This window comes from Vibrio sp. RE86, assembly GCF_013114545.1.
Lineage (GTDB): Bacteria > Pseudomonadota > Gammaproteobacteria > Enterobacterales > Vibrionaceae > Vibrio.
Genome location: NZ_VTXI01000002.1, coordinates 140,562 through 164,201, shown reverse-complemented (window position 1 = coordinate 164,201; position 23,640 = coordinate 140,562). Strand labels below are relative to the sequence as shown.

Genomic DNA, 23,640 nt, shown 5'->3' with positions numbered 1-23,640 from the left:
TCCTTGCGAGTTTTCATTGCTGGAGTCAGTAATACTAGGGGCAACCCTACAGGATAACTACCCGTCAGAGATGGTATTAAGTTATGAATAGCAGTCGAAAAAGTTTGGGTACTCACCAATCTGAGGGTTAGCCTTACATGTATAACTTTTAGTTATTGAATGTAGAATTAACTTTCATTTTTCTCATGCATAAATTCTTCTTATAGTTTATTCAACGCAACGAAATGAGTCATTCATGAGGAGAACATTATGAATAATCTAACTAAAGCAACTTTAAGTTTAATTGCCATCAGTGTATCTAGTGCATCACTCGCAAGTGATACTGATTACTCAATATTGTTTCAGCACTTAAATCGAGAGACCACGATGAACTTTCGGAACATTGCACATAATGCACAAGTAATGTCACACGCCGAAGACGAGATTGAGTCACTACAAGTAGGCAGTGAGCATACAAGGATGATGGTTAGCCAATTGCATGACGAAAATGCTCAAATTAACACCGAGCAGAACAAACAAATAGCGGGTAACCACCAAAATATTGAGCGCAATGTAGAAGCAATGGCACACGTAAAAGATGATATTGAGTCGCTTCAGATAGGCGCTGATTATACGAGAATGATGGTAACCATAGTGCACGATGAGAATGCTTACATTAACACCGAGCAGGACAAGCAAATAGCGGGTAACCACCAAAACATTGAACACAATGCAGAAGCAATGGCACACGCCGAAGACGATATTGAATCACTACAAGTAGGAAGTGATCATACAAAAATGATGGTTAGTCAATTGCATGATGAAAACGCTCAAATCAATACCGAGCAGAATAAACAAATAGCGGGCAACCATCAAAGCATTGAATCATTACAAGGTGAAAACCAAATGATTAAGCAGGCTGTTAGTGATACGCATCAGCAAAACGTTCGCACCAACCTTCAGCAAGATGCCCAGATTCATAGCAATGCTTTGGCGAATTCAAGACAAGACCAACAGATCCTGCAAAACCACAATGAGATTCAAGGTTTGAAGCAAGATATGATTCAGATGGCGAAAGAGGTGGACGGCGCTTATGCGGAATCAGCAGCATTTGCAGGTTTGGTTGAACCTTATGGCGTGGGCAAGTTATCAATTACAGCCGCACTTGGTTACCACGGCGATGCTCAAGCGGTCGCTTTTGGTGTGAGTGAGCGTTTTAGCGGCCAGTTAACGGCGAAGTTGGGTGGTGCTTACGATACCGCAACGAAAACCGAAAGTGCCTTTGTTGGTGTTGGGTATGAGTTTTAATCATTGAGTTAGCATATCATCTTAGGGTCTTTCACCTTACTATGATGTCAGCCAATATACTGACGCAGACAAACACCTTATTGATATCACAAAGTATTCCGTGAACAAGAATGAACTTCCCTTCTTAAAAAAACGGTAAAAGAGGCGTGTGTGAAAAACTACAAACTGTTGCCGATTCTGCATGAAATTTTGCAAACTCAAAACCTGACCGAAGCAGCAGAGCGACTTAATGTAACTCAACCTGCACTGAGTAAATCTTTTCAGCAGATAAGAGATGAGTTTGGTGACCCTATCATGGTACGTGAAGGTCGCCGCTATGTTCTCACAGAGAAAGGTGAAGAGTTGCTATACCAATTGCCTCAATTGCTTGAGGCGGTAAATTCACTGTATCAAAAAGAAGCTTTTGTTCCCGAGCAGTACACTGGCAGTTTTAATCTAGCTTATACCACATACTTAGCCCCTTGCTTGATGCCGCTTTTACATCCGGTTTTAGAGACAGATGCACCAAATGCTTATTGTGAGTACCGTATTCTACAATCTTCCGCTTTGGGTGAATTAGCAAGTGATCAGCTCGACTTTGCAATAGTGATGGCGAATGACGTTCCTGACAACTTACATATGCATGTATTAGGGCAAGATAAATACGTTGCAGTCATGTCGGAACATCACCCTCTTAGCGAGGTGAAGTGGTCTCTAAAAGACTATGCGCAACAGTCTCATATCCAAGTGCATAATGTCACTGACACCAAGGGGTTCATTCAAACTGAAATGGACAAGCATGGCTATCAACGCAAGGTAGCAGGCAAGGCCCCGACGTTTTGCTCTGCGGTTCAGGCCGTCGCTAAAACACAAGCGATTGTAACGATGCCACTGCACTTAGCTGAAAATTATCATAAGCAGTATCCCGTCACTGTACGTGCGTTGCCCTTTGATTGCCCGACACACCAATATTGCCTTGTCTGGCATGCCAAAAAGCATCATAGCGCCGCGCATAAGTGGCTAAGGGGGGTGGTTACTCCGTTGCTACAGCAATATTTAAGCACTTCGATTTCTCAAGGTGAGACGCTTTTAACTGCCATCGACCGCTAAACGTTTAATTCTCCAGTTACTCAAAGCAATCAAAATTCTATCATTTCCGCTCTGCAATAAATGCTGAGCGCGGCTCTCTGCACGCTAAATTTACGGCGTCACGACTACAAAACAAAGAGGATTCATTATGTACCGATACAATGATTACATTCCTGAGCTCACGCATAAGTCTTATCAAGAAGGGCGCATTATTTATCCTGCCAAAGCTTGCAAGCCTAATTCCTCTCAGCCTATAAAAGGCAAGCTACCAACGGTCATCGTTTGGGTACTCATTATCACGCCTTTGTTGAGTTCTGCACTAACGGTCGACAACATTGTTTTAGGTCGAATACTTAACGCACTTCACATAGCTTCAAACTCCTTTTGAGACATAAAAAACCCCGGAACAGGGGCCGGGGGATCTCACATGAGATAAATAGCGGGAAATACCACGTTTGCATGAATCTCACTTATCGGACTCAACATCCGATAAGTGGGATTAGGTGAAGCGGCCCATTAATTGATCGATGAACCTTGAGCGACCCAATTTCCAATGAGCGTACGCTCGTCTTCAGTCATTTGAGTCATATTGCCAAGTGGCATGTATTTGGTCGTGACAGTTTGCGCGATACGCGGACTGTTTGCTTTGATTTCCTGTGGTGTATCTAGGATGACACCCGCAGGCGCAGCAGCAAAAGAGGCATGCGTCGGCGTCGCTGAATGGCACACTGAACAGCGCTCTTGAATCACTTGATTGATTTTCGCAAAGTTGACTCCAGTGTCCGCAGGTTGCGCCGAGGCCGTCGCTGCTTGACCATGATCTGTCGAGGCCACTTCCGTCGCAGTTTCTGATGAAGCTTCCACTGCCACAGGTGCCTTCGCGACCGGAGCGGCAGGTCTGTTCGCATAAGGCGAAGTCACAAACGCAAGCGTAATCATACCCAGTGCTGCTACAGGGACAGTCCAAGCAAACTTCTGGCTACCATGGCGCGTGTTAAAGTAATGGCGAACCAAGATACTAAAGATCGCTAGGCCAGCAAGAATTGCCCAGTTGTACTCTGAACCATAAGTGCTTGGGAAGTGGTTACTGATCATAATGAACAGAACTGGCAACGTCAGGTAGTTGTTGTGACGAGAACGCAGCAAACCTTTCGCTGGCAGTGCCGGATCAGGTTCACGACCCTCTTCAATTGCACTCACCAAGTTGCGCTGCGCCGGCATAATCACTCGGAATACGTTACCCACCATGATGGTACCGATGATTGCACCAACGTGAATATACGCACCACGTCCACTGAACACTTGAGATAGACCATAAGTCGCACCCACTAACAGTACAAATAGCACTGCGCCGAGCAACATTGGTGTTTTTCCTAATGGCGAGTCACATAGGAGATCGTAGATAAACCAACCTGCAACCAAGGCACCAATACCGATAGCGATCGCTGTTGTCGGCTCCATGCCTGAGCCTGGTGCAATTAGGTAGATTTCAGCATTGAGGTAATAAACCACAGCCAGTAGCAGCACACCTGTGATCCACGTAAAGTACGCTTCCCATTTGAACCAATGCAGGTGTTCTGGCATTTCTGGCGGCGCAAGTTTGTACTTCTCTAGGTGATAAATACCACCACCGTGAATCGCCCAAAGGTCGCCCGAAAGACCCGTTTTTGGATTGACTCTGTTCAAGTTATTTTCTAACCAAACAAAGTAAAACGAAGCACCAATCCAAGCGATGCCAACTATCATGTGAACCCAGCGAATCGCTAGATTCAACCACTCCGTGATATGTGGATCCATAATAAATTCCTTCTTACAGCACTCTACTCTGAGAGCATTACTTCCTGTCTGTTACTCGTCGGAATATCTTCTAAGTGTAGTGAAACCAAATTGGCTTCAAAGAAGACTTCATCACAGTTATGCCCTTCACCACCGCGGTCGACGACCAGAAACTGGTCTTGATCCGTCAACGCGAGAACAGGGTGATGCCAAACGCCTTTGTGGTAGTTGACACCTTGACGGCCATTGCTCCAGAAAGCACGGCACTGACTCAGTGATGGGTTATCTCCTTTCGGAGCAACAACAATAAGATACGGTTGACCAAGCAACGGAACGAAAGCCTGTGAGCCCAAAGGGTGACGCTCTAGCATTGAAATCGTTAACGGGTAGCTAAGCGGTGTCGCTTGAAAGATACTGATGATGGCTTCACCACCTTGATCTTGAACGTCCGTCTTAGCTAATTTATGGTAACGACGAGTCGATCCTTTGTTGATCATGAAGTAATCACTGTTATCCACTTCAATCACATCCCCAAACTCTGCAAAGCTTTGTTTGGTTAAAGGTTCGATCTCTAAACGGCGAATTCCATTGCTCATAATCATTCCCTCGCCTAGCTCGCTTTTGTACCAAACAAACGCAGACGGCTAATACCACCATCAGGGAAAATATTCAGACGAACGTGCGTGATTGCACCTAGGTCATTGACCTCTGACGTGAACTCGTGAATATCGTGAGCTTTGAGTTTCTGAGCTGGTAATAGCTCGCGCCAGAACAAGCTTTGCGTCGCGACTTGGTCGTCTGTACCACCTTTCACATAAGCAGCTTGAATCGAACAGCTGTCAGGGAAGTTACCCTTGAAGTGCGCAGTATCGACCACAACGCGATCAACGTTACCTGCATGACCAAGAGCGACAATCACCCAGTCATTACCTGGCGTGCGGCGACGTGCTGTTTCCCAGCCATCACCCATGTTTTCACCGCGTCCTGGACCAAGGATGTTGGACTTATTGCCGTAGTGCTCATCACTACATGCCAACGCACGGCCACCATTTTCAACCGCAGCTAAATCCACTTTTTGTTGTGAATCCACACGATCCCAATCGACGCTTGGGCGACCATAGACTCTCAAACGAGCAACACCGCCATCTGGATAGATATTTAGACGTAAGTGAGTAAACACCTCTTCGCTAGCGATCTCTTCGATATGATGATGATCGCCTTGAAGACTCATTGACGGAAGAATCTCTTGCCACTCTGTTGCATCAGTTGGGTCACCGTCTGGGGAGTAACACGCATCAATGGATGCAGAAGGCGGGAAGTTACCAGTGAAAAATGAGGTATCAATATCCACACCTGCAATCGTGCCAGCAAGACCTAAACGGATCACGCAGTAATCGTAGCCTTCACCGCGTTTACGACGACTTTCCCAGCCATCCATCCATTTGCCATTGTCATCATATACACCCTCTTTCCACTCCGGCGCTTCACGGCGTAGAAGTCGGCTTTTGTCAGCAAAGAAATCGTCTGTGGCGAAGATAGCCTCTGCGCCCAGTTTGTCGTCAGCAAGATTAATGTATTGTTCAATATCTAAGGACATGTCCTTTATCCTTCCAATTATTCAAAAATAGGTTAAGTGAGTATTTGTGTTAAAACGAAATAGTCGCCATCTCCGTGACTTACATATCTCGTAGGCGAAACAGAGCGATCTTGTTGATCTCCTGAATCGCTGTAGCAAACTCAGTGTCACTATCATTGCCTAATCGCTTCTCGAACGACTCAAGAATTTGATAACGATTGGCCCCTTTCACTGCCATGATGAAGGGAAAGTTGAAGCGGCTTTTGTAACTGTCATTGTACGTAGTGAATGTCTTGAACTCTTCAGCAGAGCATTGATCAATACCTGCGCCTGCTTGTTCAGCCGTCGATGCAGCTGTAAGTTCTCCATTGATTGCTGCACGCCCCGCTAAGTCAGGGTGCGCATTAATAAGTGCTAGTTGCTTTGTTTTTTCCGCACCCAACAGCGTTTCAGCCATTTTAAGGTGCAAATTGGCGACCACATTATCTTGGTCGTTAAGCCCTTGATCGAAAACAGATTCTGCGACCCAAGGACTGTGTTCATACACATCACCAAAATGAGAGACAAATTCCGAACGTGCCATTTCAGATGGTTTGCAAAAACGAAATTCAGTCATGTTATTTCTCCTTGTTTGGTGTGTATGGGTGGTGCTCATGCCAATGACGAGCGATATCAACACGGCGACATAACCAAACATCGTCATGTTGTTTTACGTAATCTAAAAAGCGTTTGAGTGAAGCAATACGTCCCGGACGGCCAATCAAGCGGCAGTGCAGACCAACCGACATCATTTTTGGTGCGGTTTTGCCTTCGTCGTAGAGAGTGTCGAAAGTATCTTTGAGGTACTGGAAAAACTGTTCACCCGAGTTGAAGCCTTGCACTGTGGCAAAGCGCATATCATTAACATCTAAGGTGTAAGGAATCACCAATTGAGGTTGCCCTGCTTCGGTGTGCCAATAAGGTAGATCATCATCGTACGCATCAGAGTCGTAGAGAAAGCCTCCTTCTTCTGCCACGAGTCGGCGGGTATTGGGACCAGTTCGGCCTGTATACCAACCCAATGGGCGCTCACCAGTAATCTCTTTGATGATCTCTATCGCTTTCATCATATGATCGCGCTCTTGCGACTCGTCCATGTATTGATAGTCAATCCAGCGATAACCGTGGCTACAGATCTCATGCCCCGCTTGTATCATCGCCTCGGCTACATCTGGGTGTCGTTCAATGGCCATCGCCACAGCAAACACCGTCAGAGGGATTTCATAATCATCAAACAATTTGAGCACACGCCAAACACCTGCACGGCTGCCATATTCGTATATTGATTCCATACTCATATGGCGCTCACCCTTAATAGGCTGAGCCGCCGGAATCTCGGATAGAAAGGCTTCGGATTCATCGTCACCATGAAGTAGGCAACGTTCCCCGCCTTCTTCGTAATTCAATACAAACGACACTGCAACACGAGCACCGCCTGGCCATTTAGGGTGAGGAGGGTTCGCTCCGTAGCCAATCAGATCTCGTGAATAATCCTTATCCATCTGAGCTCTCCTTAAAACAAGACCTATGTTCTGTTACTTCGTTATATTCATTGTATACAATAAAATATCTTAATGTAAAGATTTTGTTTCTAAAGTTAATCAACGTTAACAAAAGGTATTATTTCAATAACTTAGCTCAATTAGATAAACAAAACGCCAAAAATAGAGGTCACACACTGAGAAAAACGGCTCAGCCAGTAGTAACAAATTTATAACAACAGACTTTACTATCCGCATATTTTGTGTACAACTATAGGTATGGAAGACAAAACTAAAGAAAGTTTGTATACAATTTAATTTTACTTGAGCGAAGGAGAGCGCAAGGCGCAATATTCAGATATGGGAAAACTAACAACACACGTATTGGATACAATGCACGGCGTGCCAGGAGCCAATATCCAAGTAGAGCTATTCCGTGTTGAAGGAGATAGCCTCACCAAAATTAAATCAGTCACGACTAACTTTGACGGCCGTACCGATAAACCGGTATTAGAAGGCGCTGAATTCACTGTGGGAAAATACCAACTTGTGTTTCATGTCGCTGAGTACTACCAGCATCGCGACGTCGATTTAGGCGAGGTTCCTTTCCTAGACGATGTGGTCATTCGGTTTGGCTTAGGAGAGGAAGGCGCACACTATCACGTACCACTGCTTGTCTCGCCTTATAGCTTTTCTACCTATCGTGGAAGCTAACACCCAATAACATACTAATAATCTAACACTCTAACAACGAACTGTATCAGGAGAATTGAATGGCTCTTGCGGGCTTTTTTGCGCCTAAATCGAGCCAAAAGCAGTATTCAATTTAAGCAAAACATTACTAAAGGACTTGCTGACATGAATGAAAGCAAAGCGGAAGTGCTGAACGAGCAACAATCAGGTGGTTTACTTGAGCGCTTCTTCAAACTTAAAGCACATGGAACCAGTGTAAAAAACGAAATGATTGGCGGGATCACCACCTTCGCCACCATGGCCTACATCATATTCGTCAACCCGCAAATAATGGCCGCTTCTGGCATGGACTCAGGCGCTGTTTTCGTCGCGACCTGTATCGGCGCCGCGATTGGTTGTCTATTGATGGGACTGTTCGCTAACTGGCCTGTCGGTCTTGCACCCGGTATGGGCCTTAACGCGTTTTTCTCTTTCACGGTCGTCAGTGAAATGGGCTACAGCTGGGAAATTGCGCTAGGCGCGGTGTTCCTATCGGGTATCCTCTTCGTCGGAATGAGTTTCTATAAAGTCCGTCAATGGATTATTGAAAGTATTCCAGTCAGTCTACGTTACTCAATGACAGCTGGTGTCGGCCTCTTTCTTGGTCTTATCGGCCTCAAAACAGCCGGTATCGTCGTAGAAAACCCAGCAACCTTGGTCTCACTTGGTGACTTCACCAAGCCTGACGCTATGCTAGCAGCGATTGCTTTCTTAATCATTGCTGTCCTCAGCGAGCGCAAGGTGTTTGGTGCGGTTCTGATCGGTATTCTCAGCGTTACTGTGATTGGTATGATGTTAGGCCTAGTTCAGTACAATGGTTTCTTCGCCGCTCCACCAAGTATTGCTCCGACCTTTATGGCGATGGACATTGCTGGCGCATTCAACATCTCAATGGTGAGTGTCATCTTAGCGTTCTTGTTCGTAAATATGTTCGATACCGCCGGAACCCTGATGGGCGTGGCTGAGCGAGCACATTTAGTCGATAAAGAAACTGGCAAAATTAAAGGGCTTAGCAAGGCGTTAAAGGCAGACTCAATCTCCAGTGTTGCGGGCGCATGTGTTGGTTGCCCACCTGTCACCAGTTACGTCGAAAGTGCAGCAGGGGTTGCAGCAGGCGCTCGTACGGGTTTATCTGCGATTGTTGTCGCGGTACTGTTCTTGGCTGCTATTTTCCTTTCTCCGCTGGCAGGGATGATCCCCGCTTACGCGACCGCAGGTGCTCTGATTTATGTCGCGTTCGTCATGATGAGCAGTATGCAGCACGTTGATTGGAAAGACTTCACAAACGGCGCACCTGCCGCAATTACTGCACTGATGATGCCGTTAACTTTCTCAATCGCGAACGGTATTGCACTTGGCTTTATTACCTACACAGTACTTAAAGTCGCGACTGGTAAGACGAAAGATGTCTCTATCTCGATGTACATTTTGACGGTTATCTTTGTTGCTAAGCTTGTCTATATCTAAACTCACTATCAGGTCGCCTAGCCCAACGCGAGCTAGGCGGTCTAACTTAAGCGTATCAACACGAGTAGTTACGTTCAAAATACAAGCAAAACATCAATATGAGCTCAATTGCATTATGTGAGCTACAACTCACTACTAAATCCTAAAATTTGCATAACTAGCCATTCAGATCAAAATTGATAAGAAACTCAATGACGGTTAGGTGCATCTTATGAACAAAATTTTCATTTCTGCATGCGTTACGTGTGCTATTTCGTTTACCACTTTAGCAAATCAATACCCCTACATCGGTGTTGGGTATTCATCGGTAAATTCTGATATTCTGAATAGCTACTCCGTTGACAACTCGTTAGTGGGGTTAATCGTGGGTTATCAGTTCTCACAAAACTTTGCGATTGAAGCTAGAGGCTATGGCAGCGTCTCGGAAGATGAAGTTCTGGGCGTTGAACATGAAGTCGAACGAATGTTTGGTGTATATGGCAAAGGCCACGTTCCCATCGGTGAGTACATAAAAGTCTACGGCACCATTGGGTACGGCCAATTAAAAGGGGCAATATCCATTCCTGGGAGTACATTTACTGATACAGACAGTGATATTCAATATGGTATAGGTGCTGCTGTTCATAAAGGCGGCCCTGTTGAACTGCAAGTTGAATGGATGAACCTTTATAGCAGCAATGGAATTGATAGCACGTCTGTAGGTATCAATTTAGTGCACAAATTGTAATAACAAAGGCCCGTACTGTCCTTTGTTAACAAATCTAAGCGAGCAAGCGAATGAGTCTACGATAACTTTTTCCACACTCGCTTATTCTGCCCATCTACCTTATTTATGAAAGGTAACTGACAGCTTTCAATCACATTTCTCATCCATTCTTTTCGTCGTAGATCTTACGAGCGCGTCGAATTTCATCTTGATGATCATCAGCCCAGCACACTAATTGGTAGAGCGGTTTGACAATGTCTCGCCCCATCTCGGTCAGTTCATATTCCACACGAACAGGCACCTCTGGGTACACCGTTCTTTCCACGTAACCTTCACGCTCTAAGTCACGCAGAGTTTGCGTTAACATTCGCTGCGAAATCCCCTCAATGCGAGACTTTAGGGCGTTAAACCTATCAGGGCCATCCACCAACGCAAACAAAATCAGCAGTGACCATTTGTCACCTATCTGCGCAACAACGTTACGTACCGGACAATCCTCATTGTTGTAAAACTTGCGTCTCTCTTGCTGTTCTTCTTTTGCCATTTTCTTTCCCAGTTCATCACTTTCACTGCCAAGAGTTACCAAAATGTGCCTAGGGTAGGAATTGGTGCCTTCTTGTACAGTTGGTTACTATTAATTACTATAGTTACCAATGTATACCAAACAAGACAAACAGTCACGGAGTTACCTATGTTAAAAGCCATTACGACTAGCCTAATCCTGCTTGTTAGCACCGCAACTTACGCGCAAGCAAACAATCCATTGACCATTGACCTACCTTCACTGCAAAAACCGCACTGGACAGAAGAAGAACTCGCGAACGCAACCCTAATCACCGATTTTGTTCAAAACTTAATGAACAACCACAATTTTGAGTATGTGTTAGAAAACTATAACGACAGTGCTTACGTTCAGCACAACCGTAACCTACCTGACAAAGTCACCGGACTTGTTTCATTTCTCGAAGAGTTTGTCGAGGAGTACCCAGACTACACCTACGATGTGAAACACATTTACGTCGATGGTGACTATGTCATATTTCACTCACACGCGACATTAGACAAAGATGATCGTGGTAACGACCAAAAAGGGATGAATATTATAGATACTTGGCGTCTTGAAAATGGCCGTATCGTAGAGCACTGGGATTCAATTCAAGCACTCGATTTTTCAATGCGAGTATATTCCTTAATCAGTGGGGGAGATATTGCTAACGGAAATGGTGTTTTTTAAACTCCGATTATTTTAGACTGCTTTAAAAGATTGTCGGATGTAACTAAGGATTAAACATGAGCTCAAATACTATTTTAAGCCAAGCACTCGTAGAAAGTGGTCGCGATATCCCTCTAAACGAGTTGCTATTTGCAAAGCGCGTCTTAGATAACTATATATCAATCGCTCAACAAAACAGTCCAATTGAACTTATTGCTGAGATAAAAGCCGCGGCTCTGGCTGTCGAGTACTTTAAGACAAATGACAACCCTTGCGAAGCACGTAACGTAATCAGTGAAATGTTCAAAGAGATTCAATCTGTTGAATCATTTGAAGACTATCACGCGCTTGCGGGCAAACCTCGCCAAGCCCTTCACGAGCTCGTTGAAGACCGTGCAAGCCTAATCAAACATGAACGCGGTCTATTACTAGCAGCAGGTTACGATATTTCTTAATCCTATTTGCTATTCAAATCCAAAAGCCAGCAAGATTCAATGCTGGCTTTTTTATTGTTTTATAACTGCACGTATCATCGATAAATACTCCCCACTTAAACCCGTATATTTACCTCATAAATACTTCAAAATTTAACTTTGTAACTTCAGTTGCCATTTATAAATACTAAGGTATATTGCCCGCATCGGAACCAATGAATATATGGATTGCTGTGTTAACTAAAGGATTGGAAAAGTGGCTTGGTGTAAATCGAACTCAAGAAGAATTTAGGGACAGTGTCTTTGTCTTTTCTTCTCTGACGATCTTATCTTCCGTACTCTCGCTATTCATTTATTACAACACCGTCTTTATTCCAAATTATTTATTAGCGTCTATTGAAGCAGCGGGATTAGCGCTCTGCTTATTGGCTTACTTTTGGTTGTGGCAAAGTCGTAATGTAAAGGTCGCGGCAACCATCATGGTAGTAGTGATGACATCTGTCAGTTTGCTGTTTATCGTCGGCTCTGGACACAGTGAATTTGCATTAGCTTTTGCGTTCCTAACACCTGTAGTCGCCATATTTGTCCTTGGTTACAAAGTAGGCTCAGTGTTTAGTTCGGCTAGTTTCGCGATCATCTCGTACATATGCCTAATTGATATGCACAACTGGCCACCCATTCCATTCGATACCATTAGCTTTATTCACCTGTCCATCGTCTATCTGTTTTTGTTCTCGATCGCCTATTTCTATGACTCAGGACGTCGTAAAACGCTCGCCTTGTTAAGAGAATCTAATCGACAGCTTCAAGCTCTATCTCATACTGATATGCTGACTCAATTGTTTAATCGACGTCACATGGAAGAACTGTTGCTTGAATCTCAACAGGTAAAGTGGCTTGCCATCATAGATGTTGATGACTTTAAGAAAATCAATGACGACTATGGCCATGATGTCGGCGATCAAGTGCTTATCCAAGCGGCTCGTATCTTAGAAACGGAAGTTGAGGGCGCCGGAAAAGTAGGACGATGGGGAGGCGAAGAGTTTCTGATTGCTTTCGACGCCGCCGACTATGCCATTATCGAGCAGAGAATAAAATCTATCCAGATAGCCTTAGAAAGGCATGACTTTGGTATTGATCGAGCGGTAACAATCAGTTGTGGCGTAGCCCCTCATCTATCAACTGATAGCGTCCATTGTTTCCGAAAAGCAGATGAGGCACTTTATCAAGCGAAGAGTGCTGGTAAAAACTGCTTCCAAGTCTCCGCTCATTAGACGCACTGATTTACTCCCCAGCAAACCATGCATTGGGCACTTTGACCGCGACGACTTCGGCTTGGCAGCACAACTCTTCTTGGGAAAAGAGTTCACAGGTCAGCACCATTTTCTTCTCCAGCCTTTCGACAATTCTAGCCTTTAACGTCACTGTGGAATTTAATCGAACGGGTTTTAGGAATGAAAGGTTAAGATTGCCTGTCGCAAACCATACTGGCTCACCAACACCAACATCTTGTCCTTGAATCTGATAGCCTTTAGCAATCGCCATACAGACACAGTGACAGTCGATGATGGTAGAAATGATCCCACCGTTGAGAAAGTGAGTTGGCCCCGCACAATGATGTTTTTCAGGTTTGAAATCGCAGCTTGCTTCTGTCTCTGACGTCCAATAACTTTTAATCTGTAAGCCCGAGTGGTTCTCAACCCCGCAGCCATAACAGTGATTATTGGGTATTTGGTCTTGAATCGCTAACTGTTGCATCACGGTTCCTCTTTTATATCCATACCATGACTATAGTCGCTTACGCTTATATTCACTTATATTGTTGCTTTTGCTGGAAAATCAGACCTAGACGCTTAGAATAATGGCGTATGGAAACGAAGGACTGAATGGATAATGAAAACCTCACTCACACTACTCATCGCAGTATTATCTTTAGCTAGTGCCTCGGTATCGGCTTCTGAGCGAGCAGAAACAGGCTGGGAATGGATTGAACAAGGCGCTCTGATTGTCGATGTAAGAACACCACAAGAGTTTGCCGATGGGCACTTAGAGAGAGCCCAAAACTACCCACTGTCTGAGCTAGACAAGCATTTTGCTAACATCGACAAAGACGCTCAGATCGTTCTCTACTGTCGCAGCGGTAATCGCTCTGGTAAAGCTTTTCAGTATTTAACCGCTCAAGGGTTTACTAATCTGCATAACGCCGGTGGTTTGGTCGAAATGCAACAGTCAAAATAACAACTCAAACAAGGTGTGGGGTAGAAATTACTTTCCGTGGCCATACATCTTGTCGAAGTTTGGAATGTTGTTCTCCCAGACCGGCGTACCCTCGCCAACAATAGTTTTGAGTGTATCAAGGAACAGTTTCGTTTTGATTGGCGCATCTCGGTGCGGATACACGGCGTAGAAGGTACCAAAATCATCTATGTTCAAGTCAGTCATAATCGGCACCAACCTCCCTTGCTTGATTTCGTCCTGAACCATTTGCGCCGTCACTACTGCAAGTGTGTTTCCGCCTGCCGCACTTCTCGCTAACATTTCAACATCATTTACCTTGTAAGCCGCGTTCAACTCAAAGTACTGCTGTTCTCCTTGCTCATCTTGGTAGCCGAACCTGTCAAACAATAGACCCGGTGCGGAGTAGATTGTCGCGGGTAGCGACTCCAATTTCTCTAGGGAATCAATCTCACCATGCTTTTCTATAAACGCAGGAGCAGCAACAATCAACAAACGGCTTCGAGCAATCTTTCGTGTAATCAAACTCGAATCTTTAGGTCTGCCAATACGAAAACCGATGTCAAAGCCTTCACGCACCATATCAACCATGCGATCTTCTAAGCGCAGCTCAAACTCTACATCTGGATATTGCTGCTGAAACAGAGAAATCGCTTCTTGAACGTATTGGCGGCCAAACATGGTCGAACTGGTAATGCGCAACACTCCACGAGGCTCTTCATGGTAGTTCTGTGCCAAACGGTGAGTGTCACTCAGCAATGTACGAAGAGTTTGGGCTTGATTGATCATTTCATTCCCTGCTGCTGTTAACGAGAGAGACCGTGTGGTGCGATTCAGTAAGCGAACGCCTAGCTCCTCTTCCAATCGACTGATCTGTTTTGATATCACCGAACGATCGACATTCTTTTGCTCTGACACCTTAGTAAACGAGCCAAGCTCAACCACTTCCAGTAACAGTAATAAACGACTTGAGAAATCCATAACGCCCTACCTACAAAATCATTGTTGCTTTAATAGCACCAATTATGTGCCATTTTGTTTATTTTTTTCATCTTATAACAAATCTATAGTAGCTGCATACGACGGGGGAGAGAGTAGTTCCCACAACAAAACCATCAACATCGCACGCACAGCGTGAATGAGGAAAGCACAATGAAAACACTAACTATCACTGAGCAAAATGGCATCGCTACTGTTGAAATCAATAACCCACCAGTCAACGTTCTAACGATTAACTTGATCAATGAAATTAACGAGTTTGTACTTTCTCTAAAAGACAACCGTGACACTAAAGTGGTGGTGTTTAAGTCGCTTCATGATTCTTTCTTTTTGGCGCACTTAGATTTGAATGTCATCAACGGCACACAAGGTGGTCAGGCAGCTTCGATTGAGTTCAACCACATGATTGCCAACATCAAAGCGATGAAACAAGTATCGGTTGCCGTGGTTGATGGCGTGGCTCGTGGCGGCGGTAACGAGTTTGTTATGGCATGTGATTTAGCTTACGGCACCGAAAACGCCGCATTTGCTCAGCCAGAGATCCATGTAAACATTCCGACAGGTGGCCAAGGCGCGGTTCAGTTCGCTCGCCGTATGGGCAAAAACAAAGCGCTACAAGCACTGTTACTTGGCAACGACTTTACCGCCCAGCAAGCAGAGCAGTTGAACATCATTACTCAGTTTGTTCCAAAAGCAGAGTTGGATGGTTTCTTAGCCGCAACATTGGGGGTCATTAGCCAACTAGAAGTGCGTGACATCGTGATGTACAAAGAGATCATCTCAACATCGATTAAAGATGAAGAGGCCGGCGCAGAGCTAGAGCTACGCTACTTCTTAGAGCGCGCTAAAGAGCAAAAAACTGCAGCGATCATCGAAGCGTTCCTAAAACACGGTGGTCAAACCGAGCGTGAAGCGAAAGACATCCAAGGCATCTTTGTTGATACCGCCGCAGAGTTATCAAAATAGCGTCGAACAAGGGCATTCCTAAGCTCAAGAATGCCCTTTCAAACTCAGTATTAACGCTAAGCTTCAAAAATCGAGATGGTAGTTGTTATTGGATTGATTCAACGAAATTACCCAGTTTTTCTCAGGCTCACTGGCACTCATTGGTACCCACTGTGCATAGAGTTTGCTCCAATTGCCATTTACTTCTAGCTCGACCTGATTAGTACGGGTCGGGTAAATAGTCGTTATCCGGGACATGGGATCAGCAATCTCAGTGCCATCTTCAGTCGTAAACGCCGATTTGGTATAGAGGTGCAAAGCTCCATCAGCAGTGCCTTGGTAATTCATCGATAGCGTTATTTTATCCCCGATACAAAAAGCAAAATCACGCTGCGCAACAATATCTTGAGTATCAATAAGCTCTACAGATGCAGTTTGAGCTGGCGTTTGTGCTGGTGTAGAGGAAGAACCAGAGCCACTACTGCCTCCGCTACTATCACCGCCACCGCCCCCTCCACAAGCCAAGATTAGCGTGGAAGTCGACATGATGGTCAGAAGTTTGATTGAAGTATTCATGTTAAGCTCCTTGCTATTCCGTGGCTGAAATGACTTTGCCATTCGTTGGCGTGTTGTACCAGTTGGTGTCTGTTTCACCACTGCTTGTTACCCAAGTCGAAAAGTTGGTATAAGCGTGGCTGATGTCGGTGTTCTCGGTTGGGTGCTCCCATTCATCTCGAACATTGATAGCCCATGGCATATTATTGTTGGTAAGGAAGTATTTAGAGCCGCCTGTCGCATCATCATGCAAATTAAACAGAGCATTGTTCATGTCCCCTGTCCCTGAAAATGACTGAAAGTGAGTTTGCCAACTCATACCGGGGAAAGTCAGAACAAAACTGCCGTGGTAAGTTCCTTCTGACGCAAAGATAAACGAGTCATAAGGCGGGTAACCCACTTGGTCTCGTGCAACGGGAGTCGTCAACTCCACCACCATTTGATAGCTAAGAATATCGGCCGATTGCTCATCAAGGCAGCTACTTTGAGTACGATAGAAAGTACAGCTGGCTGTCAAAACACCTAATGCATCCAGCTCGGTTCGCAAATTTTCCGAAACCACTAAAACAGTCTCACTGCCCGCCTGCAAGACCTCATGTTCAACAGCCTGACCATTTTTGGTTACGGTGACAGAGGCTACGTTGGATGAGTCGACATTCGGCAGTTTCACCGCAAAGCCATTTGAGTAACCCGCTCCCATAGCTTGCAGTGTGTAATCGACCGTGATGGTTTTCAATTCACGCTGACCGTTCAAAAGCTCTGTTACTCGGTAACGCCAGACAACATCATTGAAGTCATAATCCCCCATCAAAGGCCAACGATCTTCAAATGCCATCGTGGCATAGGTGTCAGAACTAGGGTAAACCGAAGTAACCGTGACTTCTGGGTCATTTTCTTGCACTAACACTTCGTATTTTGAGTCGGTAGTACCGTCATTATTGACTCCATCTACCGCCGAAAAAGGCGAAATGTCCACGGTGAAGATTAAGTCGTTAAAATCGTTGTCACCACTAGGGCGTTTAATATCCTCAAATCCAAGTACCAAGAACTCATTCTCAGTATCCAAGAAAGCAACATTATGTCTGCGATAATCCGCTGTGCTTTCCGGGTTCAAGCTAGAAAGACTATAGAAAGGCGTATTCCAAGGACCAAGGTATGGAATGTTGTTGTATGTGCTCGCACTCCAACCATTTGGAATAACGAAAAACGCCAACGTTTGTCCTGCCGCAAGCTGCACGTCAAGGTCTATCGTGTCACCCTCTTGCATGTCCCCATCAGGTGCCTTTGAGGCATTTGGGAAGATCACCATGTGAGCTTCGATATCATCCTTGTTAGCCGGTGGGTTGTTGGTGTCATAAACAAAATAGCCCAACGTGTTGCGATACCCTGCACCTTCGTTGAGAAAGGTAACTGAAGCAGTCGCATAGTCAGCGCCGCCAAGTTCATCATCAATATCAATATTGGAATAGCGCTCCGGTGAAATAAATGCAGTATTCACATAAGTGCCTTCCGGTAACATCGAATACACGTTGGTAAGTGTGTCTTGGGGTAACTGGTCTGCAATCGAAGTAGCCTCTAACGGCTTACCCTTGTAGGTGTAGTTGGCGTTTTCACTGCCTGATTCAAACGATAGATCGTTGGTCGTAAGTGCGTAGCCAGATATCGATACGCAACAACCGGTTAGCGCTATAAATTTCGCTGCCTTCATGCTATTCCCCTCGTCGACTAAATCCTTGGTCTTAAGGGGTTAACGCAAATATGATGCCTAATTTATACTCAACAAAAACAAAGAGTTAAAATGCTATCTATGTTATTCCTATTTTGAGAATGAAGCTGGTTGGCAAAGTGATTAGAAAGAAGAAAAGCCTACTACTCTTTTTTACACTCTACCTGTTTTATTAGCTCGACAGCAGGCAGCGGCGATTGACTATGGCCTAAGCTCAGTCTTGATTATAAATATATGATTGGCCCGTCATGCACACAATCCACACCAATCCACCTTCAAAGCGAACAGTACCTGTGTTATCCACTTCGCCCCCATTTAGCACACCATCAAACTGTTTGTTGATTCCTTTGGCTACTTCCTCAGGGACACTCCAAATACACGCTGCCACATTGCAAGATTCAGAATTGGCATCACAACCTTCTGGTGTACTTCCTTTGCTCCATTGAGTATCTTGTTTCGCGAGGAGTTGAGCGGCAATGTAGTCAGGGTGACTCACGTATTGCTCAAAGCCAAACCAATCATTGTTGTATGGTAAATAAGGTCCATTCCACCCTTCAATGCCGGGATCTTCGATCAAATAGTCTATCGCGAGATACCCATACTCAACGTCTGTATCTGGGGTGATTGGCAAGGTGCGGCCTGTGTCTTGTTGATACTCAGTAACGGCCTGCAACATGGCTTTTAGCTCTTCAACGACTTGTTGCTGTTCATCCATCACAGATTCATTTGCTTGGACTGACCAACAAGCTAACGAAAATAATGATGTCAGTAGGGTATTTATAATTGTGTTCGTTTTCATAACAACTCTTATTTCATGTTAGTTCGCATCTGAGCGAGTATTGCATCACTAATCAAATGCTTTTTTTGCCGTCCCAGTTACCCAGAATTCACTTTCTCTTTGCTGAACTCGTTCTGCTAAGAAATCGACAAAGCAACGAATTCTCGCCGTCGTTCGCAGATCTCGATGCAGCAGTAACCAAATGCTGCGGTAAGGTAACGGTTTTTGAAATGGTGCGCGGACAAGGTTTGGGTGTCTATCGCCAAGGTTACACGCCAAATAGGCCATACCAAAGCCTGAAGCGGCCAATGAAATTAACGGAACCAATTCAGATACTCGATGCTTCAACGTCGCTTTAGGGTAATAGCTCTCTTTCAACCATTTGGCCGTTGTATCCCCTTCAGGTTCATGCCAACCGATAAAACTCAGCCCTTCACCTAAGTTATCTCTGATTTTCTGCGCGTACTCATGACTACAATAGGCTGCCTGAGACATTTGAACCAGACGACGCCCGACAGCATCATCGTAGACTTCATCGGCGACACGAATAGAAACATCAGCCTCGCGGCGGTTGAGATTAGCAATGTCGTTTCCAAATTGCAGGTTGAGCATAATATCTGGATAACGATCTGAAAAGGCAGCCAAATCGTCCATTAAAGACGTCATCGCCATGCCATGTGGCATCGAAACATAGATAGTGCCCACCGGATCAGCGTCTCGACCTATGATCATACGCGAAGCCGCAATCATTTCTTCTTCCACTTTTTCGGCATACGGGAGCAACTCTTCGCCGATTTGAGTTAGCACTAGTCCTTGCTTAGAGCGGTCAAAAAGGCGGCTTCCGATATGTTCTTCCATTACTGATAGGCGTCGAGTCAGCGTCGTGTGATTGATATCAATACTCTCTGCTCCTCCACGTATCGTCCCTGCTCTTACAACGGCTAAGAAGACTTTGAGATCATCCCAGTTAAACGCATATTGCTGATTATTTGGCATTTCCTTTCCATGGTTCATTTTTGACACACGATGTCCATTTTTACCTATCTACAGAGCACATTTCAACCATGGTAACTTAATCGTCAGTCAGCAATCACAGCAAAAGGGACGATCATGGACACGATAAAAACCGTTTTAATCACAGGTGCAAATGCAGGACTCGGCTTTGAGGCCGCTCGCCAGCTAGCACAGCGTTCAGACATCAAAAAAGTTTACCTAGGATGTAGAAACCAACAAAAAGCAAAGGAAGCCAAACAGCAACTTGTCACCGCTACTGGACGAGATATTTTCGACATCGTCATTATCGATGTATCCAACTCTGATTCCGTTCAAAACACGGTCAATCAGCTCAACGCCCCTATTGACGCGGTAATCCTAAATGCAGGAGGAACAGGAGGTCGCACACCGAATCAACTGACCAAAGATGGTGTCACTACGATCTTTGCCTCGAATGTATTTGGTCATGCAGTCTTGGTCGAAGCACTGATCAAACGTCAGCTCATAACCTCAACCATCCTTTACGCGGGTTCTGAAACTGCGCGAGGAGTACCTAAAATGGGTGTACCCAAACCAGAACTGAAAACCTCATCAGTCGAAGAATTTACGTCGATTGCGAATGGAAACGTGTTTGGTACCAAAGCCGATCCTTTAGAGATCTACGGCACCATAAAGTTAACTGGAGCGTTGTGGATGAGCTCTATGTCTAGACAACACCCACACCTTAAATTCATCACAATGAGTCCAGGGGGAACGACAGGAACCAATGGTATGGACGATTTGCCTTTCTTGAAGAAGCTGTTTTTCAAACACATTGGTGGCTTAGTGATGCCGATGATGGGAATGATGCACAGCGTCGAAAAAGGGGCAAAACGCTACTTAGATGGGCTTTTCGATCCTCGCTTTGAAAGCGGCCGTTTTTATGCAAGCCAAGCGGGATCTCCAACCGGACCACTTGTCGACCAAGTTTCAATTGAGCCTTCATTGGGTAACGTCGCGGCGCAAGACAACGCACGCCATGCTATCCAGCAATTTATTAATGTAAACGCATAATTTAAAGGAATTCACCATGGATATGACACTTCAAATTCTCGTCAGTTTAGCGACCTTTCTTTTAAGTGCACTAGGCTTGATGTCGATGTTCGCCCCACAAAAAATGGTAGCGAACTTTTCATTAGAACCCGTCGGTAATGCCGGTATGAATACGATACGTTCAGTCATGGGCGGGCTTTTTCTGGCCAGTGTGTTTATGCTGCTACAGGGGTTAGTGACAGGTGATACAGAGAGCTACTTCTTTGTCGCGATTATTATGATTGCCGTTGCGATTGGTCGCTTGGTTGGACTTATCTTTGATGGTTTTAACAAAGCCGTGATACCACCGCTTGTCCTAGAGATTGTCATTGCAGCAGTATTGATGTTTGCTCACTTCAAAGCAGAGGGTTTTTACTAAATCCTCCCATTCATCTGCTGCAATTAAGAAGAGCGCCTATGCCCGGTGGCGCTCTTTCTTTGTTAAATGACTGCCGTTAACGCCAGTTTAAGCTGCTTGCGGAGAATTATAGTTCCCTAATAATGCATCATAGAATTCACTGTCATTCAGCACACCGACCAACTCGCCATTTTCAACCAACAGGATAGGTTGTCCACTGCGTTGCTTGAGTTCGATGGCTTCACGCATTCCGATATTAGGGCTAGTGACGACAATTGAGCCTTGATTGACTTGCTCAATGTCACCGCTTTCACTGTCCCACTCGATTAAGGTTAGGTCGTCGCCTTTCACAAGTGACAGTTCGCTAGTCGATTGATCTACCCAAACTGGCTGAGCTGAGCAGACTTGTAGTCGATTCTGCTCTTGTTTTAGCTCCTCAACTGGCTGCATGAGTGAGCGCCCTTTGAGTACATTCAGTGGATTAGTATGAGCGACAAAGTCACGCACATAATCATTTTCAGGCGTAAGAATAATATCTTCAGGTTTGCCATGCTGAATCAGTCGACCTGACTCCATAATCGCAATGTTGTTGCCGATTTTCAGCGCTTCATCTAAGTCATGACTCACAAATAAAATCGTCTTATTGAGCTTCTCTTGCAGCATAATGAGTTCATCTTGAAGCTGTGTTCGAATCAGAGGATCAAGTGCTGAAAATGGCTCATCCATCAAGAGGATATCCGTGTCCATGGCAAAGGCTCGGGCTAAGCCTACACGCTGCTGCATACCACCAGAAAGCTCGTGAGGGTACTTATCTTCCCATTCAGAAAGCCCCACCATTTCAAGTTGTGCACGGGCTTTCTTTCGGCGTTCAGATTTCGCCATTCCTTGTAGCTCTAAACCAAAAGCCACGTTATCCAGTACGGTGAGCCAAGGCATTAAAGCAAACTTCTGAAATACCATCGACACACGGTGGGTACGCAAGCGGCGCAGGGTCTCATCATCACAGCTTGCTAGATCGACTTTCTCATCGCCATCTTTTAGCTCCAACGCGCCACGTGAAATCTCATTAAGACCATTTACCGCGCGAAGTAAGCTCGATTTGCCTGAGCCAGATAGGCCCATCAACACACAAATTTCACCTTCTTTGACAGTAAGAGAGACATTATCAACGCCAACCACTTGCGCTGTTTCATCGATAATTTCTTGACGAGTTTTGCCGTTATCTAACAGCTCTAACGCCAGTTGTGGTTTATCACCAAACACCACATCGAGGTTTTTAATGGTAATCGCGTCCATGATTAAGCTTCCTTCTGGTTTGGTGATTTACACAGACGATCAAGAATGATCGCCACAAGAACGATAGCAAGTCCAGCTTCAAAGCCTTGCGAAATATTTACTGTGTTCAGCGCGCGAACCACAGGTTTACCTAGACCGTCTGCACCCACTAGCGCGGCAATCACCACCATAGAAAGAGATAACATGATGCACTGCGTCACACCCGCCATAATGCTCGGCATAGCGGCTGGCAGCTCAACTTTGAATAGCAACTTCATTCGCGTTGCTCCAAATGCTTTACCCGCTTCGACCAGTTCTTCTGGGACTTTCGTAATACCTAGATAGGTCAGCCTAATTGGTGCCGCAATCGCAAAAATAATGGTCGAGATAAGGCCAGGAACGATACCCAGGCCAAACAACACTAACGTCGGGATTAGATACACAAACGTTGGAACCGTTTGCATTAAATCTAAGATGGGCCTTAGCACGGTATAAAGCCAAGGACGATGCGCCGCCATAATGCCAAGAGGTACGCCAATTAATACAGAAATCGTTGTCGCTGCAAACACCAGAACAAAGGTTTCTAGCATTTCTTGCCAGTAGCCGAGATTTAAAATGGTCAGTAGAGCGCCAATGACAAACAGAACCAACGGAACACTACGATGTAGATACCAAGCAATAGCTGCGGTAAATACGATAGGCATTGCCGGTGGCATCCACTTAAAAATATCTACAACAAAAAGAATGATTGTCTCTAGAAAAATAGCAATCGCATCAAACAGACCAGCAGCATTAAAAGTTAGCCAATCAACCCCTGCTTCCATCCATTGACCCAATGGGATTTTGTTGTCGGTAATAAAGTTCACAATACAGCCTTTGTGGTAATGATTATTTAGCGTATGAGAAATGGTGGGTAATCCGCCCAC

General features: G+C 45.1%; 26 protein-coding genes. 12 read left to right on the top strand and 14 right to left on the bottom strand.

The window, feature by feature from the left end; genetic code table 11:
• The first annotated feature begins 249 nt into the window (after positions 1–249).
• Together F0231_RS02985 and F0231_RS02980 are read left to right on the top strand one after the other, a co-directional pair.
• Positions 250–1,287: a YadA C-terminal domain-containing protein gene (locus tag F0231_RS02985; RefSeq protein WP_171758225.1), complete on the top strand. Its 1,038-nt coding sequence runs from the start codon at positions 250–252 to the stop codon at positions 1,285–1,287.
• A gap of 150 nt (positions 1,288–1,437) precedes the next feature.
• Positions 1,438–2,376, top strand: a complete 939-nt coding sequence (locus F0231_RS02980; protein ID WP_171758224.1) for a LysR family transcriptional regulator — start codon at positions 1,438–1,440, stop codon at positions 2,374–2,376.
• A gap of 495 nt (positions 2,377–2,871) precedes the next feature.
• Here the strand turns inward: F0231_RS02980 and F0231_RS02975 are convergent, their stop codons facing one another.
• The 5 genes from F0231_RS02975 to puuE form a co-directional block, all read right to left on the bottom strand.
• Positions 2,872–4,152 (bottom strand): urate hydroxylase PuuD, encoded by a 1,281-nt coding sequence (locus tag F0231_RS02975; RefSeq protein ID WP_171758223.1) that lies wholly within the window; start codon positions 4,150–4,152, stop codon positions 2,872–2,874.
• 23 nt (positions 4,153–4,175) lie between these two features.
• Positions 4,176–4,727 carry an ureidoglycolate lyase gene (locus tag F0231_RS02970; protein WP_171758222.1) on the bottom strand — a complete coding sequence of 184 codons (552 nt, stop codon included), beginning with the start codon at positions 4,725–4,727 and terminating at the stop codon, positions 4,176–4,178.
• A gap of 14 nt (positions 4,728–4,741) precedes the next feature.
• Positions 4,742–5,728, bottom strand: a complete 987-nt coding sequence (alc, locus tag F0231_RS02965) for an allantoicase (protein ID WP_171758221.1) — start codon at positions 5,726–5,728, stop codon at positions 4,742–4,744.
• A gap of 79 nt (positions 5,729–5,807) precedes the next feature.
• On the bottom strand, positions 5,808–6,323 hold the full coding sequence (uraD, locus tag F0231_RS02960) for a 2-oxo-4-hydroxy-4-carboxy-5-ureidoimidazoline decarboxylase (protein ID WP_171758220.1): 516 nt from the start codon (positions 6,321–6,323) through the stop codon (positions 5,808–5,810).
• Between the two features lies 1 nt (position 6,324).
• Positions 6,325–7,248: an allantoinase PuuE gene (gene puuE, locus F0231_RS02955; protein WP_171758219.1), complete on the bottom strand. Its 924-nt coding sequence runs from the start codon at positions 7,246–7,248 to the stop codon at positions 6,325–6,327.
• A gap of 339 nt (positions 7,249–7,587) precedes the next feature.
• Here puuE and uraH point away from each other — a divergent pair, with 339 nt between their 5' ends.
• The 3 genes from uraH (at position 7,588) to F0231_RS02940 (ending at position 10,153) form a co-directional block, all read left to right on the top strand.
• Positions 7,588–7,941, top strand: coding sequence for a hydroxyisourate hydrolase (gene uraH, locus F0231_RS02950; protein ID WP_171758218.1), 354 nt, complete (start codon positions 7,588–7,590; stop codon positions 7,939–7,941).
• Between the two features lie 144 nt (positions 7,942–8,085).
• A complete protein-coding gene (locus F0231_RS02945) occupies positions 8,086–9,426 on the top strand; it encodes an NCS2 family permease (RefSeq protein ID WP_171758217.1) in 1,341 nt (446 codons plus the stop codon).
• A gap of 211 nt (positions 9,427–9,637) precedes the next feature.
• Positions 9,638–10,153, top strand: a complete 516-nt coding sequence (locus tag F0231_RS02940) for a porin family protein (RefSeq protein ID WP_171758216.1) — start codon at positions 9,638–9,640, stop codon at positions 10,151–10,153.
• A gap of 139 nt (positions 10,154–10,292) precedes the next feature.
• Here the strand turns inward: F0231_RS02940 and F0231_RS02935 are convergent, their stop codons facing one another.
• Positions 10,293–10,676, bottom strand: coding sequence for a helix-turn-helix domain-containing protein (locus F0231_RS02935; RefSeq protein ID WP_171758215.1), 384 nt, complete (start codon positions 10,674–10,676; stop codon positions 10,293–10,295).
• A 147-nt stretch (positions 10,677–10,823) separates the two neighbouring features.
• Here F0231_RS02935 and F0231_RS02930 point away from each other — a divergent pair, with 147 nt between their 5' ends.
• From F0231_RS02930 to F0231_RS02920, 3 genes are all read left to right on the top strand, one after another.
• Positions 10,824–11,366, top strand: a complete 543-nt coding sequence (locus F0231_RS02930) for a nuclear transport factor 2 family protein (protein ID WP_171758214.1) — start codon at positions 10,824–10,826, stop codon at positions 11,364–11,366.
• Between the two features lie 56 nt (positions 11,367–11,422).
• Positions 11,423–11,800, top strand: coding sequence for a hypothetical protein (locus F0231_RS02925; RefSeq protein ID WP_171758213.1), 378 nt, complete (start codon positions 11,423–11,425; stop codon positions 11,798–11,800).
• Between the two features lie 194 nt (positions 11,801–11,994).
• Positions 11,995–13,053, top strand: coding sequence for a GGDEF domain-containing protein (locus F0231_RS02920; protein ID WP_216611966.1), 1,059 nt, complete (start codon positions 11,995–11,997; stop codon positions 13,051–13,053).
• A gap of 10 nt (positions 13,054–13,063) precedes the next feature.
• On the opposite strand, the gene F0231_RS02915 is transcribed toward F0231_RS02920, so the two are convergent.
• The gene (locus F0231_RS02915) at positions 13,064–13,540 is read right to left on the bottom strand and encodes a PaaI family thioesterase (RefSeq protein WP_171758212.1); all 477 of its coding nucleotides are present in this window, start codon (positions 13,538–13,540) and stop codon (positions 13,064–13,066) included.
• A gap of 132 nt (positions 13,541–13,672) precedes the next feature.
• On the opposite strand from F0231_RS02915, the gene F0231_RS02910 reads away from it, so the two are divergent.
• Positions 13,673–14,017, top strand: coding sequence for a rhodanese-like domain-containing protein (locus tag F0231_RS02910; RefSeq protein ID WP_171758211.1), 345 nt, complete (start codon positions 13,673–13,675; stop codon positions 14,015–14,017).
• A 27-nt stretch (positions 14,018–14,044) separates the two neighbouring features.
• Here F0231_RS02910 and F0231_RS02905 read toward each other — a convergent pair whose 3' ends face one another.
• Positions 14,045–14,995, bottom strand: coding sequence for a LysR family transcriptional regulator (locus F0231_RS02905; RefSeq protein ID WP_171758210.1), 951 nt, complete (start codon positions 14,993–14,995; stop codon positions 14,045–14,047).
• A gap of 171 nt (positions 14,996–15,166) precedes the next feature.
• Here F0231_RS02905 and F0231_RS02900 point away from each other — a divergent pair, with 171 nt between their 5' ends.
• Complete coding sequence (locus F0231_RS02900) at positions 15,167–15,979, top strand: enoyl-CoA hydratase/isomerase family protein (RefSeq protein ID WP_171758209.1); 813 nt, start codon at positions 15,167–15,169, stop codon at positions 15,977–15,979.
• A 63-nt stretch (positions 15,980–16,042) separates the two neighbouring features.
• Here the strand turns inward: F0231_RS02900 and F0231_RS02895 are convergent, their stop codons facing one another.
• The 4 genes from F0231_RS02895 to F0231_RS02880 form a co-directional block, all read right to left on the bottom strand.
• A complete protein-coding gene (locus tag F0231_RS02895; protein WP_171758208.1) occupies positions 16,043–16,534 on the bottom strand; it encodes a hypothetical protein in 492 nt (163 codons plus the stop codon).
• 13 nt (positions 16,535–16,547) lie between these two features.
• Positions 16,548–18,221 (bottom strand): LruC domain-containing protein, encoded by a 1,674-nt coding sequence (locus tag F0231_RS02890; protein WP_171758207.1) that lies wholly within the window; start codon positions 18,219–18,221, stop codon positions 16,548–16,550.
• Positions 18,222–18,453: 232 nt separating this feature from the next.
• Positions 18,454–19,038 carry a type II secretion system protein gene (locus tag F0231_RS02885; protein WP_171758206.1) on the bottom strand — a complete coding sequence of 195 codons (585 nt, stop codon included), beginning with the start codon at positions 19,036–19,038 and terminating at the stop codon, positions 18,454–18,456.
• Between the two features lie 48 nt (positions 19,039–19,086).
• Positions 19,087–20,013, bottom strand: a complete 927-nt coding sequence (locus F0231_RS02880) for a LysR family transcriptional regulator (protein WP_171758205.1) — start codon at positions 20,011–20,013, stop codon at positions 19,087–19,089.
• 114 nt (positions 20,014–20,127) lie between these two features.
• Here F0231_RS02880 and F0231_RS02875 point away from each other — a divergent pair, with 114 nt between their 5' ends.
• Positions 20,128–21,063, top strand: a complete 936-nt coding sequence (locus F0231_RS02875; RefSeq protein ID WP_171758204.1) for an SDR family NAD(P)-dependent oxidoreductase — start codon at positions 20,128–20,130, stop codon at positions 21,061–21,063.
• 16 nt (positions 21,064–21,079) lie between these two features.
• Positions 21,080–21,460 (top strand): DUF4345 family protein, encoded by a 381-nt coding sequence (locus tag F0231_RS02870; protein ID WP_171758203.1) that lies wholly within the window; start codon positions 21,080–21,082, stop codon positions 21,458–21,460.
• 87 nt (positions 21,461–21,547) lie between these two features.
• Here F0231_RS02870 and choV read toward each other — a convergent pair whose 3' ends face one another.
• A complete protein-coding gene (gene choV / locus F0231_RS02865; RefSeq protein WP_171758202.1) occupies positions 21,548–22,735 on the bottom strand; it encodes a choline ABC transporter ATP-binding protein in 1,188 nt (395 codons plus the stop codon).
• 2 nt (positions 22,736–22,737) lie between these two features.
• Positions 22,738–23,580, bottom strand: coding sequence for a choline ABC transporter permease subunit (gene choW / locus F0231_RS02860; RefSeq protein WP_171758201.1), 843 nt, complete (start codon positions 23,578–23,580; stop codon positions 22,738–22,740).
• Positions 23,581–23,640: the final 60 nt, after the last annotated feature.